Annotated in this window: 11 protein-coding genes and 1 pseudogene; 9 read left to right on the forward strand and 3 right to left on the reverse strand. The window is 49.7% G+C overall.

All coding sequences use genetic code 11. The features are described from left to right. The 4 genes and pseudogenes from IOQ59_RS04980 to phbB form a co-directional block, all read left to right on the forward strand. Positions 1-270 (forward strand): annotated as a pseudogene (locus IOQ59_RS04980) (hypothetical protein); the annotation flags it as partial. 31 nt (positions 271-301) lie between these two features. Beyond that, positions 302-1618 (forward strand): DUF1329 domain-containing protein, encoded by a 1317-nt coding sequence (locus IOQ59_RS04985; RefSeq protein WP_193952172.1) that lies wholly within the window; start codon positions 302-304, stop codon positions 1616-1618. A gap of 196 nt (positions 1619-1814) precedes the next feature. Then, the gene (locus tag IOQ59_RS04990) at positions 1815-3164 is read left to right on the forward strand and encodes an MATE family efflux transporter (RefSeq protein WP_228050704.1); all 1350 of its coding nucleotides are present in this window, start codon (positions 1815-1817) and stop codon (positions 3162-3164) included. A gap of 219 nt (positions 3165-3383) precedes the next feature. After that, positions 3384-4133: an acetoacetyl-CoA reductase gene (phbB, locus tag IOQ59_RS04995; RefSeq protein WP_193952173.1), complete on the forward strand. Its 750-nt coding sequence runs from the start codon at positions 3384-3386 to the stop codon at positions 4131-4133. 112 nt (positions 4134-4245) lie between these two features. Here the strand turns inward: phbB and IOQ59_RS05000 are convergent, their stop codons facing one another. Beyond that, on the reverse strand, positions 4246-7095 hold the full coding sequence (locus IOQ59_RS05000; protein ID WP_193952174.1) for a DUF349 domain-containing protein: 2850 nt from the start codon (positions 7093-7095) through the stop codon (positions 4246-4248). Between the two features lie 219 nt (positions 7096-7314). Next, positions 7315-7740 (reverse strand): YchJ family protein, encoded by a 426-nt coding sequence (locus tag IOQ59_RS05005; protein ID WP_193952175.1) that lies wholly within the window; start codon positions 7738-7740, stop codon positions 7315-7317. Positions 7741-7819: 79 nt separating this feature from the next. Between IOQ59_RS05005 and sbcB the strand changes: the two genes are divergently transcribed. Both sbcB and IOQ59_RS05015 read left to right on the forward strand, forming a co-directional pair. Then, positions 7820-9274: an exodeoxyribonuclease I gene (sbcB, locus tag IOQ59_RS05010; RefSeq protein WP_193952176.1), complete on the forward strand. Its 1455-nt coding sequence runs from the start codon at positions 7820-7822 to the stop codon at positions 9272-9274. A 71-nt stretch (positions 9275-9345) separates the two neighbouring features. Beyond that, complete coding sequence (locus IOQ59_RS05015; RefSeq protein ID WP_193952177.1) at positions 9346-9687, forward strand: hypothetical protein; 342 nt, start codon at positions 9346-9348, stop codon at positions 9685-9687. A gap of 87 nt (positions 9688-9774) precedes the next feature. Here IOQ59_RS05015 and IOQ59_RS05020 read toward each other — a convergent pair whose 3' ends face one another. Next, positions 9775-12627, reverse strand: a complete 2853-nt coding sequence (locus tag IOQ59_RS05020; protein ID WP_193952178.1) for an insulinase family protein — start codon at positions 12625-12627, stop codon at positions 9775-9777. Between the two features lie 326 nt (positions 12628-12953). Here IOQ59_RS05020 and IOQ59_RS05025 point away from each other — a divergent pair, with 326 nt between their 5' ends. The 3 genes from IOQ59_RS05025 to IOQ59_RS05035 are packed head-to-tail and all read left to right on the forward strand — an operon-like array spanning position 12954 to position 15967. Further along, positions 12954-13337: a DUF6394 family protein gene (locus IOQ59_RS05025; RefSeq protein WP_193952179.1), complete on the forward strand. Its 384-nt coding sequence runs from the start codon at positions 12954-12956 to the stop codon at positions 13335-13337. A gap of 31 nt (positions 13338-13368) precedes the next feature. Continuing rightward, positions 13369-15060, forward strand: coding sequence for a potassium channel family protein (locus tag IOQ59_RS05030; RefSeq protein WP_193952180.1), 1692 nt, complete (start codon positions 13369-13371; stop codon positions 15058-15060). 10 nt (positions 15061-15070) lie between these two features. Then, positions 15071-15967, forward strand: coding sequence for a DMT family transporter (locus IOQ59_RS05035; protein WP_193952181.1), 897 nt, complete (start codon positions 15071-15073; stop codon positions 15965-15967). The last annotated feature ends 5 nt before the right edge of the window (positions 15968-15972 follow it).

Raw genomic sequence — 15972 nt, forward strand, 5'->3', positions numbered from 1 at the left:
TCCGTGGAATGGCTGATCGATGACAACTGGAAAGTCACTGCCGGTGCCAACATCAAGTTCGGTCCGGGTCCGAAATCCGCAGACGACTGCCGTTCATGTAACCCATACAACCCATTCACCGCGTATACCGGTGCACCGGAACACGCTGGCGGCATGTCCGGATCAGCTGGTCTGGGTGGATTTGAGCCAACCGGACGCTTTAAAACCGGCATCCTGGGTATGGCTAATGAAGAAGATGAGTATCAGCTCACAGTTCAGTATCGCTTCTAAGCGCATCTGAAAATAATAAAAGGTAATGATGATGTTTAAAAAAGCACTTATCTCTGTCGCGATCAGTGGCGCTTTTGCAATGTCTGCACAAGCTGCACAGATCTCTGAAGATGTAGTTAAGCAATCATTCTATCCATACGCGAACGGTGCGCCGAAAGCGGAGGGTGTTGCTCCGGGTATGGTGATCAACAGCGGAAATGTTGAAGCCGTTAAAGAGTATCTTGATCCGGCGATGTATAAGTTCATCAAGAATGGTGATTACGAAATCAAAGTAGGCGAAACCACGTCCTTTGATCTGAATAAAACCTATGTTGATGCGACGCGTAAGTACTCTGGCGACGTGAAGCTGGGCGAAAAATCCGGTGAAATCAGCGGTTCTGTTGCAGGCCGTCCATTCCCACAGGAGCCGTCTATGGATGACCCACGTTCAGGTGAGAAACTGGCGTGGAACTTCAAGTACGGTTACAACTGGGGCGATTCTGCTGCGATCTATCCGTTCTACTGGAAATATCGCAACATGGAGAGCGGTAAAGTTGAACGTACAATTAAGTTTAACTTCCACTTCCTGAACTTTACGCATCGTACGTCTCAAGAGCCTTATCCGGCACTGACGCCAAACCCATCCAACCTGTTCCGTGGTATCTACGTGCAGGTACTGGAGCCGTTTGATGTGAAAAACACACAGCTGCTGATCCAGCGTTATGAAGACGATCTCAAGCGTGACAATGCGTACCTGTACCTGGGTTTCCAGCGTCGCGTACGTCGTCTGTCTACCGGCCAGGTGACGGATGCGTTCCTGGGGTCCGATATCATGATCGAGGACTTCGAAGGTTATAACGGTCGTATCAGCGATATGAACTGGTCCTTCAAAGGCACTAAGACCATGCTGTTGCCGATGTATAACCACAACGAGATGGAACTGGACGCTGAAACCCACAAAGATGACGAAGGTTATCAGGTCGTGGCGTTTGGCGGTAAGGGCGGGTGTTTCCCGAATATCACCTGGCAGCTGCGTAAGGTGTATGTCGTAGAATCTGACCCAATTGATCCTAACCATCCGATCAGCAAGCGTCAGCATTTCATGGATGCTCAGACCTTTACCATTCCACGTAACATCACCTATGACCGTAAAGGTGACATGTGGAAGAGCTGGTTGATTGGTCAGGCGCACCCTGACTTCCACCTGCCGCGTAACAAAGGCACTGGTGTGGCAATTGACGATGCGTTCTCAATGGTTGATATGCAGGCTAATCACTGTACGACAGGTCAGTTTAAAGGTCAGGTTGATCCTAAGCTGAATCCGGCGAAGAAATTCACCGTTCAGAACCTGCGTGCTTCCGGCCGTTAATCGATAAAAGTGTACTAGTAGCTCCCCCTCAGCCCGGACGTGTCCGGGCTTTTTCGTTGTTTGGCTTTATTCACGGGAAGTAAACACTGAGTTTCGTGAATACTGCTTGCGCATAGAAGGATACAGGTTAGGATTAGCTGCACTTATCCCCCGGCATGATTGAACATCGGGGATCTCATTTCGACCCGGACCCTCTATGTCAGCCAAACCCGATCTGATCCGTGATGATATTCAGCCCACATTAGTGCGTATGACAGTGCCTATGATGATGGGTATTGTCAGCCTGATGCTGTTCAACTTGGCAGACATTTATTTCGTCGCGCAACTGGGCACTGAACCGCTGGCGGCTTTGGGGTTCACGTTTCCTGTGACGTTTTCGATTACCAGTCTGGCAATAGGTTTAGGTATTGGTACATCGGCAACATTAGCCCGTTTAATCGGTTCTGGCGATCATCATAAGGCCAGCTCTCTGTCGTCCGATAACCTCCTCAGTACCGCGCTCCTGACACTGGGTATTGCCTTGGTATGTCAGCTGATCATTGAACCGTTGTTCCGCGCTATGGGGGCCTCTGAGGCGCTTCTGCCTTACATTAATACCTATATGTCGGTGTGGTTCTGGGGCTCGGTATTTCTGGTCGTTAATATGGTTGGCAACAGTTGTATGCGTGCCAGCGGTGATACTAAAACGCCTGCGAAAATTATGGCGTTTTCTTCGGCGATGAACATGCTACTCGATCCTCTGCTGATTTTTGGCTGGGGGCCGATTCCTGCCTTAGGGGTGCAGGGGGCTGCAATTGCGAGTGTGATTGCCTGGGGAATAACCTTTTTTCTGGTGCTACATATTCTCTATCATCGCCGCGGACTGATCATTCTGCAGCCACTGCATATACAACGTATCTGGCAGCATTGGCGTTCGGTGATGAAGATCGGTTTACCCGCCGCACTGTCCAATATGATGACCCCGGTTGCGAATGGTGTACTAACCGCACTAGTGGCAACCTATGGTGCTGAGGCTGTTGCGGCCTTTGGGGTGGGGAATCGTCTCGAATCTTTGTCATTGCTGGCGTGTCTGGCCTTGTCGATGACATTACCGCCGTTTATCAGTCAGAATTTTGGCGCGGGTCAAACCGAGCGAGTTATTCGTGCATACCGCATTGCCATTCGCTTTGCGCTGATCTGGCAGACGGTGCTCTATATTGGCTTGTGTCTGGGGGCAGGCAGTGTCGCTGCATTGTTTAGTGACAATCTGGAGGTGCAGGAATGGATCGGTATCTGGATCCTGATTGTCCCTGTCGGCTTTGGATTTCAGGCGGCAACATTCCTTACCGCATCCAGTTTTAACGCGTTGCATCAGCCGTTGCGAGCGATGCGTATCAGCATTACTCGGCTTTTCATCTTCTACGTTCCCCTTGGGTGGTTAGGCAGTCATTTCTTTGGCCTGCAGGGGATGTTTGGTGGTCTGGTCATTGCCAATGCTCTGACGGCATTAACCGCGTGGTTTTGGATGCGTCGCCATTTGAAACGGCTTGCAGATCAACCTGCGTAACCTTTTCTGTACAGAAACTCTTCTTAGCTTATATCCAATTGCTCTGTCATCGGGGCTTCATATAACACAATTATTGTGTGACATTATTATTCAACGAAAGTCATATTATTTATTGTACGAGCTGATATTATGATCGGTAGTAAGTCAGGGACATCGACAAAGAATAAGAATTAAAAAGCACAATAAACTCACGATAATATACTAAAAGGGGATGTGAGTATGAGTCAGAAGATTGCTCTTGTAACAGGTGGTACTGGTGGTCTGGGTACCTATATCTGTCGTACGTTGGCTACAGCCGGCTTTAATGTAGTAGCTGGTTATAACAGTGGTGGTAATCACGATAAAGCTAAAGCATGGCAGGCAGAGCAGAAGGAAGCGGGTTTCGATATCAAAGTTGCATACGGTGATGTAACGAGCGCAGAATCTTGCGCACAGTGTATCGCAACGGTTGAAGAGGTTGCCGGTGGCCCCGTAGATGTACTGATCAACAACGCAGGTATCACGCGTGACGGTCAGTTTAAGAAAATGAGCTGGGAACAGTGGGATGAAGTAATGAGTGCTAACTTAGACTCTATGTTCCATATGACCCGTCTGGTTATCAACCCAATGATCGAAAAGGGTTGGGGCCGTATCATCAATATTTCCTCCGTAAACGCACAGAAAGGCCAGTTTGGTCAGTGTAACTACTCCGCCGCTAAAGCAGGTATTCACGGCTTCACCAAAGCCCTGGCGCAGGAAGTTGCAGCTAAAGGCGTAACTGTAAACACCGTTTCTCCGGGTTACGTAATGACTCCAATGGTTGCTAAGATCGCTGAAGAAGTTCAGGCTAAGATCTGCAAAACTATCCCTGTGGGTCGTTTCGGTACACCAGAAGAGATTGGTCGTATGGTTACGTTCCTGGCAGAACAGGATTCCGGTTACATCACGGGTGCTGATATGTCCATCAACGGTGGTCTGCATATGCACTAATCATCTGATTAGTTGCAAGCCAATAAAAAAACCGCTTAGGCGGGTTTTTTATTGGCTGATATATAGAGCTTTTAGTGTTAAGACAAACTAAACACCATCTTTCCTGGTCTGATCAAAGCAGACTGTTAATCAAGTGCTCAAAGCGTTGTGTAAGGGCAGGGTAATGGCTGCTAAACGGCACGCATAGCCATTCACACCGTAGTGCTTTGACGGCCTTCAGATTCAAGGCTTCTTCCTGTTGTGCCAGTGCCTGTTGCAGACGTTGCATCTGGTATTCCATACGCAGTGCCTGGTCTTCGACCGGTGATGGCTGACCCAAAGCGATCTCCAGACGAATGCAAAGCTGACGCAGGTAAGCATCCTGCTCAGTCAGACAGTCTTTCAGAGCATCACCGGACTGTTCAGCAAGTGCGCACAGGGCTTGGAATCGGGCATCGATATTGTGTTTAGTCAGCGTAGGCAGGTGGCTATCATCCTGCCAGCTGTCATAGACCGCCGTGAGTGTTTCTTCGTAATCGCCTTCCAGGAGTGCAATTTCCAGCTGCTCACAAAGTACTGCTTTACGTTGTAACGCTTTGACCTCATCATCCTGCATCGACTGCAATGCTTGCTGAAGTGCTTTTAGCTCCAGATAGACGGCTTGGAAGCGCTGAGCTGATTGGTCAGTCAGTTGATGTTCAACATCATCGTAGGTCTGCTCTGCAATCTCCAACAGTTCGTTTAAACGATGCAGTCCACAGAAAGGTGACTGGGCGTTTTCCATCTCCAGAGAGAGGCTGTCGATCTCTAATGTCACACTGGATTTCAGTTCGGACTGATCCCGGCGGTTCTGATGGTAGCGGTCAAAGACGTCGTTACAGAGTTCGCGGAACTGTTGCCACAGCTGCTGTTCCTTATTGCGGAATGTTGGACCGGTTTCCTTCCAGATCACCTGAATCTCTTTTACATCGTCAGTCGCGGTACTGAGATCGTCCTGTTCCAGCAGTGCCTTAACATCATCGATTAAGCGGCGCTTCAACTCACCGTTTTCTTGTCGATAGGCTTTCAGAGGGCCTTCCAGTTCAGCCAAACGGGAATTAAACAGGGTTTGTACTTTCTTGCCGGGGCTGCGATCAACCGGGCTATGCTCACGCCATTCCCGTTTAACTTGTTTCAGCAGACCATCTAGCTCTTTCCAGTTAACATCATCCCAGTTTATGCCATCCAGATACGCTTGTAGCTGGTCGCAGAGTTTCTGGCGGCTAACCAGATTCTTTTCACGGACATCTTTCTGGGAATTGAAGAACACTTCGCAAGGTTTGTAGGCTTCATCTGCAGCCTGCTTGAAGCGTTTCCAAATACGATGTGAGTGCACGGAATCGGTCGAATCGAGCAATTTCCACTGTTGCTGCAGGTCACGAATCTTGTTCGCCAGTTGCTGTGGTTCCATGCCGTTCCCAACCAACGCTTCCATTTCTGCGCAAAGGGCGTCCTTTTTAGGGCTGACAGCGTAACCACGCCATTCCTGCATTTCCTGAACACGGCCAGTCAGAAGGCGAAAACGGCGTTCCAGATTGCGTGGACATGAACGCCCCAGTTTCTGAAATGCCTGTTCAGCGTGCTTGAAACGCCGGTCAGCATTTTTACTCTGACCTTCTTCAATAGCCGTTTCCAATTGCTGCAGAGCATCCTCAAATGCACTGAACTCGGACTGACTCTGTTGTTGTAGCAGTTTGAGTTGCTGGTCGAAGGCACGGCGGCTGTTTTCGAGAATGCGTAAGGCTGCTGCTTTGTTCTCTGCAGATGGCCAGGCGATGGACTTAATCGTGGCACGGCACTGTTTCGCACACTTTTCCAGCTGAGCTTCAGGTAGCGTATCAGTGTCTGCTGATTGCTGAGCCAGCGTCTGGATGGTGTCTGCCTGATTTACGATCTCTGCGATTGAGCTGAGTAGCTGCGTGCAGCGCTTGTGTTCCTGATCAAAGCGATTCTGGTGGTCTGAGGGCACATTTTCCATGTTTGCCCATTGAGTCACCAACAGTTCGACCGGCTCCTGACTGACTGATTCAGGTACATTGTTCTGAGCTGCGTTTTTAATCAGATTGGAGGCCGCTGAACGAAGGCCATCAATCATTGTGCTGCGTTCTTTGGCCTGGGCTGCGGCTAACGCTTGAGCTTGCTGTGTGGCAAGTTCCTGGGCTTTAATCGTTTCAAGACGTTCGTTTGCCGCCAGAAGGGCTGAGGATGCAGCCGCATGAATGTCTGACGTTGCAGAGGCTGATACTTTTTCCCACTCTGTTGTTAGCGCCTGTAACTTTGCGCCGTATTGAGGGAAATACTCACCGCTGGCCAACTGATTGATAGAGGCGGAGAGTTCTTCGCATCGCAGTTGCAGGGCTTGTGTGACCTGTTCAGCCTGCTGCAGCTCAGATAGTTTGTTACGAAAGATGCGGCTGACGCTTTTGTCCCGGCCCAGTGTTTCTTTAATCAGCGCTTCTATCAGTGGCTGGTCGGTCATCTTTTGGGCAGCCTGACGGCGTAACTGTGCCAGCGCGCTGCTTCGGATCACGGTGGCAAGCGCATCCTGATCTGAGATCCTTTCCAGCGCTGATTGCTGTAACGTCTGATCGGTTGCCTTGAGCACAATGTGCGTCAATAAGTTGGATGAATCCAGCGTGAGCAATGCGCTGAGGCGATCTTCCACCGGCGCACTGTGCTGATCAACGATTAGGCAGCACATTCGATCACGTGCCGAGCGCTGAATCTGCTCATTCTGTTCATGCTGACTGATTTTGACCAGCAGAGAGATATTGTTTAGACGAGATGTTGCCGCTTGTCGGACATTCTGGTCCGGATCGGATTGTGCCAGTTGCTCAAGAATGGCACTTGAGTCCGGGGTGTCATGGCCTATCTCCTCAATAGCCCGCAGGCGTACTTCAGGTTTTTGATTTTGCCACTTGGGTTTAAAAAATTTGAACAACATTCAATCCCGATCCCGAAATCACAAACTAGTCAGTCGCTCACTCAGAGCAACTGGGGGAGGCTATTCTAGCGCAGAAAAGTCACAGGAACAGGCTTGACATTCAATTATTATGAAATGATGAAAAAGGCGATTGATCACGAATTTCAGCTTAACCGGCATGTCAGCCCGTGAGCGTTGACCTGTCCGTGTTTTGAGCAGGTCGGATACTGCGGACGGAGTCTATTTAATGCTGACTTCGACGTCACCGTCGACGTAATACCACTGGTTATTATCACAGCGGAAGTTGGAGTGTTCGCGCAGTACACCGCTTTGCTCATCAGCTTCAAAGCGTGCTTCAAATTCTACCATGCCGGTAGCGTCACCTTTTCCGCCCTGTTGAGTGGCTAGAATGTCTAACCCAATCCAATTGGTACATTTCACCTGTTCGGTGAGAATTTCCGCATCTTCAGGGTTGCGGTTTTCCGGGGCTGTGGTGCCAATCAGGTAATCAACAGCGCCTAAGGAGAACGCGGTATAACGTGAGCGCATCAAAGCTTCAGCAGTCGCTGCAGGTTTATGGCCTTCAATCGCAGGCTCGCAGCAAAAGCGGAAGGGTTTGCCTGAGTTACAGGGACAAGCTTTAGTTATGTCTTGGTCGTGCAACATACGGATGATCCCTCCATGAACTGTGAGGTATTATATCCTCTGTGATTACCAGTTCCATACCCCAAAAGGATATTTACTTGTGAGTGCGAAGCAGACTTTTTTCTGGCACGACTATGAGACCTCTGGTGCAGATCCGAGGCGCGACCGTCCTATGCAGTTTGCCGGGATTCGCACTGATGCTGACCTTAACGTAATCGGTGAACCGGTGATGTTTTACTGTCGTCCTTCGGACGATCTGTTGCCCCATCCGGATGCGTGCCTGATCACCGGAATTACACCTCAGAAAGCACTGGAAGAGGGCTTGTGCGAAGCTGACTTTATCCGTGAAATCCACGCAGAGCTGGCAAAGCCGGGTACCTGTGGGGTGGGTTACAATAGTATTCGTTTCGACGACGAAGTGACCCGTAATACGCTTTATCGCAACTTTTATGACCCCTATGCGCGCGAATGGCAAAACGGCTGCTCGCGCTGGGATATCATCGATATGTTGCGTCTGACGCGGGCGTTGCGCCCGGATGGCATAAACTGGCCGACGTACGATGACGGCAGTCCAAGTCTACGTTTGGAAGATCTGACCAAAGCGAACGGTATTGACCATGGCGCCGCTCATGATGCGCTGTCCGACGTTACAGCGACGATAGAGATGGCTAAGCTGGTGCGCGAGAAGCAGCCCAAACTGTATGAGTTTGTAGTGGGCAATCGTAGTAAACAGGCGATTCAGAATAAGCTGGATGTTGTGAGTATGAAACCGGTGCTTCATGTGTCATCTCGGTATCCGGTGGAGTTCGGCAACCTGGCGGTTATTGCGCCTATTGGTACGCATCCGACGAATAAGAACGCCATTCTGGCGTGGGATCTGCGTTTCGATCCCTCGCCGTTAATGGAACTCTCAGTCGAAGAGTTGAATAGACTGATGTATACCAAGCGGGAGTCGCTGTCTGACGATGATCCGCGTATTGCGCTGAAGCAGATTCACATCAATAAATGCCCGATCATCGCTCCGGCAGGTATGTTGAATAAAGAAGAAGCTCAACGCTTATCGATAGACGGTGATACCTGTCGAACCCATTTGCAGATCTTGCGTGGTATGAACGGTTTGCAACATAAGTTGATGGATCTGTTCAGCGCAAATCCATTTGAAGGTGAAAGTGATCCGGATCTGATGATCTACGCTGGCGGATTCTTCAATGATGCCGATAAGAACTCTATGGAGCTTGTCAGAAACGCTGATAGTGATGCCCTGATGACGCTGGACCCGCCGTTTCAGGATGGGCGTCTTGAAGAGATGTTCCTGCGCTATAAAGCACGAAACTGTCCGTCTGTGCTCACCAGTGAGCAGCAGCAAATATGGGAGGAGTACCGTTCCCGCAAGTTGCTTGGCCCGGACAACAGCGGACATCTGACAATGAGTGCATTTTACGAACGCCTGAATGAACTGTATGCCCGACCCGATTGCAGTGATCGTGACCGCCATATACTCGAAGAATTGGCGGTTTACGCTGAGTCGGTTTATCCGATGGAGGATTTTGCATAGTGAAACTGGGGATCAATGCCGCATTGATTGTTCTTTGCGTGACTTTGCCTGTGAAGGCAGAGGAATCTCTTGTGGATAATTCGATCCCCTATGATGTTACCCGTCCGGGCGGTGCACTGATCTTCGCTATTGAGCCGTCTCAGGCATACAAAGGGCTACCGCGTGGTACTTTTGATGTTGAGCCAATGGCTGAAGTCAAAGCGTTTAAATTGCCGTCGACGTTACCTCCCCCCACGGTTGTACCCGCAGCAGACCCAGCGTTTTACATATTAATGAACAAGTTAGAGAAAAACGGGCCGACATTATCTGGAGAGGATCTGGTGTTTAAGTCCATTGCGGATGATCAGAAAAAAGAACGTTGTCTGATCTTTGGCGAGGCGTGCTCGGCACTGGAAATTATTGAAGAGGAATAAGGGGCGCTTTCCTCCGAGTGATCCATAAAAAGAGGCGCATCAAGCGCCTCTTTTTATATCTGGAATGTATCTGAAGTGACTTGAGAATCAGGCCTCCGGCATGAACTCCCCTGCGATTTTCAGCGAGTTGATCTCAACATCGCAGGTTCTGCCGATCTCTTCACGACTGGCGTTTTCCATATGCTTCAGGCCGAAGCTGCGCACGATCAGCTGACGATCACGTAACTGTTTAAAGCCTTGCTGCAGTTCCTGCAGTGACAGCTCGGCAATGGATTTTGCCAGTGCTTCACGGCTGTGGAAGTCGGCATTGTTACGGTCAATCTGATTCCAGTAGCGTGCGCTACGCTCGCTCAGGCTGTTTTCCTCTTTGAGAATGCGTGAAATGACGCTGCGTTTGTATTTCTCCAGCTGGGTATCACTCATCGCCAGCATCTGGTCGCCCATATCATCCATAAAGTGGGTGATATGCTCCTCCAGCGAGAGCGGATCAGCTACCGGTGACTGCACGACAAATGCCAGCCCCGGTGCTTTACGCAGGGGTAATGGCGTCTCGAATACCACGTAGCCCAACTGCTTTTCGGTCCGCAGACGGCTATAGAACGGTGATGACATCAACTCACTGAGGATCGCGAACTCCGCACGGGTTTTAAGTGCTGAGTCGTTACCCTGGAAGTAGATGCTGATCGCCGAATCGTTGTGTGGAAGATCCAGAGTCTGAACAAACGGTCGGCCTTTCTGTAAACGTACAACCGGGGTTTGCGACAGGTGTTTCGGTTGTACTTTTTTCAGCAATGTAACGGCAATATGATTCGCCATATCGGTCGCTTCATCCGCTAGCATGTTGCCGTGGGACAGCACGCGAAGTTCGGTTTCTGCCAGTAGCTCAGGTGTAAAGCGTTGCAGATCCGCAAACGAAACGGTGTCGATCGCGCCTAACTTTTCCGCTTTGCTCCACTGGGGCAGCAACAACTGAAAAATTTCATTGATGGTCTGGTTGAACGGTTTTTCCTTTTTGGCGTTTGCCAGCTGATCGGCATACTGCTGTTTGATCACAGCAAACCGCTGTTCAGTAAACATCGGGTTTTTCAACTCGGCGGTTACTTTTTCCAGCAGTACCGGCAGTTTTTCGTTATAGCCCGACAGGCGCACGCTAAAACCTTTCAGATGTGGATAGATATCCGTGTTCAGGCCTGCGACATAGGCGTCGTACAGGACTTCATTCAGACGATCTTTCACCATACGCGTGTAGAGGCCGGTCAGCACTGCATCTTTAGAGGTCAGATTGGCGCGGTGGGACATGACACTGAAGAACAGGTTCGCTTTTGGTGAGCTAAAGCTGGCGTCCTGCTGATGCCAAAGTGTCAGGCCGGGTTGTTCCAGGATGACCTGAGGATTAGTGGCTGCAGTGGCGCGATCCTTGAGTTGCAGGTTGGTCGCTACGAACGGGTTTGTACCACGGATGTATAGTGCAGCAGTTTTTGGACCTTGCAACATAGCCTGCTGCATATCAGTACTGATCGGTTTGGCACTGAACTCTACGTTGTACCAAGGATTTGACTGGTCAGTTTCTACATCCCGTGCTTTAACGGTAAGCAGCATATTATCCGGGCGGACGTTGGTCAGGTAGCTGCCGATCAACTCGGCGTCAAATGCCTCAAACAGGTAGGGCGCACGAATGGTTTCCTGCATAGGATACTGGCGCAGCTGACGTGACAATTGGCTGACATAGTGAATCGGTTCGTTGCGTTCCTGAAAACGGAACTGAATGCGGTTCAGGTCACTCTCTTCCTGATACAAGGTTTCGCTGATACCGCCTTGCTTGATTAGATCGATATAGTTAAAGAACAGCTGAGTGATCGCTTCCTGATTCTGTAACCCTTCGGGCGTCAGTGCGATATTTACGTGGAAAGTCGATTCACCCGGCAGACTTGTACCGGTTGACGCCGCTAGTCCGGTTGCCCAGCCTTTCGCTTTAAGTTCGGATAACAAGCTGCCAGCCCCTTCGTAACCCACCAGACTACTGATGTAATAAAGCGGCTTTTTACGCCACTGACTACGAACTTCAGGCATCGGGAAGGTCATCGACATATAGCGCAGGTCTTTGACCGTTTTGATGTTCAGTTTAAGTGGCAGACTCGCTGGCTTAAACAGCGGTGTGTTATTGCGAAAGGGACGTACGTGGGCGTTCGGTACCGCAGTAAATTTCGCTTCGACCAGGGCCTTCAGGTCCGCGGTGCTCTGATTACCCAGCACAACCAGTGACATCAGGTTAGCGGAATAATGCTGCTGATAGAACTTGATCAGATCATCACGTATTTTGCCGTTCTCATTATCCGCCAGTGTTTCCAGACTACCAACAGAGAACTGGCTGTAACTATTTTCGGGGTTAAGGATCTGTTTGGTGACCGCGTAAATTCGGCGGCCATCGTCGCGGATTTTTGCCTGATACTCGGAATGCACTGCATGACGTTCACGGTCTACATACTTATCGGTGAATAAGGGGGAGATAAAGAACTGTGAAAAACGGTCCAGTGCGGGTTCCAGACTATCCGCTTTGATATCAAAGAAATAGTTGGTGTTTTCAAAGGCGGTGTAGGCGTTGTGATTACCGCCATGGGAACTAATAAATGCCTGATAATCACCTGCTTCAGGGTATTTTTCGGTACCCAGAAATAACATGTGCTCAAGGAAATGGGCGAGACCTTCTCGTTCTTTTGGATTGGCATTGGAGCCAACGGCTACATCCAGTGATGCCGCAGCCTTACTGCTTGTTGGGTCCGAGATCACCAGTACTTTCATCTGGTTGTTCAAGGTGAAGGTAAGATATTCGCGCGAATCGCTCGGGCTTGTGTGTACCCCCGCATTGGCAATATTGCCCAACAAAAATAGGAGGCAGAAAAGAGCGTATTTGCTGAATGGCAGGCGCTTCAGTGGGGTCATATGCATCGGGCCTTTTGCTGAAGTTAGGGATCCTGCAAAGCGCTACCAAGTTACTCGATATAGCTACGACGGCAGGTTCCTTAGTCTGTCGTTTTTATTATGTATAAGCACTCGATCCTATATTGATATGCTTATTCTGTCTATTTTTTGATCAATTGTTTCGTTCTAACCAAGGCAGTTTTAATTATTAATGAATTTTCAGAAAAGAACACCATTCGATTGATAATGGGCAATTTAGTTCCGCTCAGCTTCATGCGGAGCCGGGATCACAGTGATACAATCGAGCGGATATACGCTGATAACGGTTTGAATTCAGGAAGGACTTCATGAACAAAGAGAAAGTGATATTCGCGTTCTTTATCGTACTGGCACTGACCGTGAACTTTGGTTTTTTTCTGGGAGAGATCGATAACCCGGAGCATCACAATGTCTTTGAGTTTTTTGCCGCAATCGTTATCAGCCTGATCTGTACCGTATTGAAGTTTGGTGATCGCACCCATCTGGGAGCGTCAATGATGGCGACCTCGCTGGTTGCTGATTTGCAGTTAGTCGTTGCCGCGATGATCTGGGGATATGCTGAACATATTAGCGGAGTCGGTATGACACCTTCCCATATGAGTAGTGTGGTATCACTCAGTGGCGGAGCGTTGCTTGCCAATGTGATCTCTGTGATTCTGCTGATGGTTGAAACTATCATGGTGCGGCGCTGACAGGCCGCCTGACTGATGATGGAACGCGGTCATGAATAACGTCCTTTATGCGCTGTTCAGGCGTCTGCGGGTACCGCTGATTACGATGATCCTGGTGTATGCCGGATCTATTCTCGGCTTTGTTCTGATTCCCGGTATGGATGATCAGGGCAATGTCTATCGTATGGATTTCTTCCATGCGGTCTATTTCGTATCTTTTATGGGATCCACCATCGGTTTTGGTGAGATCCCGTATGCGTTCACCGATGCGCAGCGTATGTGGACGCTGGCGACGATCTACGCCACGGTTATCGCCTGGCTCTATGGCATCGGTACCATTTTGGCATTGGTACAGGAGCCTGTATTTGGGCGTATGCTTCGGCGTCGTTCATTTGTGCGCAAAGTAGACAACATGACCGAGCCATTTTATCTGGTCTGTGGATATGGTGTGACCGGGTCCATCATTGTTCGCAAGCTGGCAAAGCGTGGTATTCGCTCCGTGGTGGTTGATCTGGACGAGGGGCGTGTTGATGCAGTGGAAACAACGGGTGAACTGCAGTTTGAAGTGCCGGGATTATGTGCGGATGCGTCTCTGCCGGATGTATTAGATGACGCGGGTTTACAGCATGACAAATGTGTTGGCGTGCTGGCACTGACCAATGTCGATCAGGTTAATCTGTCGATCGCGATTGCCAGTAAATTACTGCGCCCGGAACGGATGGTGATCAGTCGTACGGAAGAGGATGTTACGACCGCGAATCTGCTCTCTTTTGGTACCGATCAGGTGGTCAATCCGTTTCGGGTGTATGCTGAGTATCTTTCGTTGGCGGCCCATGCGCCGTATACCCATCTGGTCTATGACTGGTTGGTGAATCCCTATCATCGTCCGCTTTCCAGTGCTTATCAAAAAACCAAAGGACGGTGGATCATTTGCGGTTATGGTCGCTTTGGTAGTGCGCTCTATCGTGAGTTTGACGAGGATGATGTTGATCTGACCGTCGTGGACAGTAATCTTTCACTGGATACCGATCTGCCGTACATGGTGCGTGGCAAAGGCACGGAAGCGCTGACGCTAAGTGAAGCGGGGGTTGAAGATGCGGTGGGTATAATCGCGGGTACAGCGAATGATGCCGATAATCTGTCGATCATAATGACCGCCCGTGAAATGAACAAAAAGTTGATCACGGTCGTACGGCAGAATGTGCACGCGAATAAGTTAGTCTTTAAGAATTCCAAAGCCGATTTTGTAATGGAGCCGGGGCAGATTATTGCCAATCGTGTATTGGCTCATCTGAAATCGCCTTTACTGCCGGTGTTCATCGAGCAGATGCAGGCATACGATGATGTTTGGGCGCACACATTGCTTAACCGAATGAACAGTGTTGCCAAGGAAGAAGAGCTGGATAGCTGGTCAGTGAAGGTTGATGAGGAGAACTCGCCTGCATTGATGGAGTCACTCAATAGCGGTGGTGACGTTACATTGGGGATATTGTTGAAAGATCCACGGGATCGTCAGCAAAAGTTATCTGCTTTCCCTCTCATGCTGCACAGTGGCGACATGTATGACATCCTGCCAGGTGAGCTGGATCTGCTGAAGCCCGGTGATGAGATCCTGTTTTGTGGTAAAAGTAAGTCTTTGAGGCGTATGGAGTGGACGATGAACAACTTCAATACGTTGCACTATCTGCAAACTGGGCATGAACCCACCGGTAATCTGCTCTCCCGGTTGTTAAGCCGGCAATAAGGAAACTGTCTTGGCGTATATTCTGCTCGTGCTGACCACGCTCTTCTGGTCGGGCAACTTTGTGCTGGCGCGTGCTATGCACTTAGATCTACCCCCTATTACGATGGCGTTTACTCGCTGGTCGCTGGCATTGTTGATCATCTCTCCGTGGTTGATTCCACGTATCTGGAAGTCCCGCGAAGTCATTAAAGCAAACCTTACAAAGCTGATTTTCTTTGGTGTGGTGGGTGTTGCGGGCTTTAACACTCAGGTGTATCTCGGATTACAGGATACAACGGCGACAAATGCTGTGCTGATGCAGTCGATGGTACCTATTGTCATTCTTCTGATCGGAGCACTCTTTTTGGGAGAGCGGGGCTCACCCCGACAATGGATTGGCGTGGCGCTCTCCTTTAGCGGTGTGGCGGTTCTCGTATCGCAGGGGCAGCTGAGTGTGATTACTGATATGCAGTTTAATCAGGGCGATCTGTGGATAATTGGGGCAATTTTGGTGTGGGCGGTTTATTCTGTGGGTCTGCGCTGGAAACCAAAGGGGTTGGACGGATTCACCTTTTTTGGTGTTACTGTGGTGATTGCCGTGATTGTGTTGGCACCGCTGAGTGTGTGGGAGCAGCAGAGTAGCTCTCCTATCCAGTGGAGTGGCTCGGTTATTGCGACCGTCCTCTATATGGCGATCTTTCCATCGATTCTTGCGTATATCTTTTGGAATAAAGGGGTTGAAGAGTTGGGCGCTGCGGTTGCAGGGCTGTTTATTCATCTGATGCCGGTCTTTGGTTTGTTGTTATCGGTTCTCTTTCTGGGAGAAGCGTTATATTCTTTCCATTTTTGGGGTGTGGTATTAATATTTGCCGGTATCTATTTGGCGGTCATTGCCGATACCCTGAAACGAATGAAATTACTAAATTAGGAAGT

It is taken from the genome of Pontibacterium sinense, from assembly GCF_015209595.1.
Taxonomy (GTDB): Bacteria; Pseudomonadota; Gammaproteobacteria; order Pseudomonadales; family Balneatricaceae; genus Pontibacterium; species Pontibacterium sinense.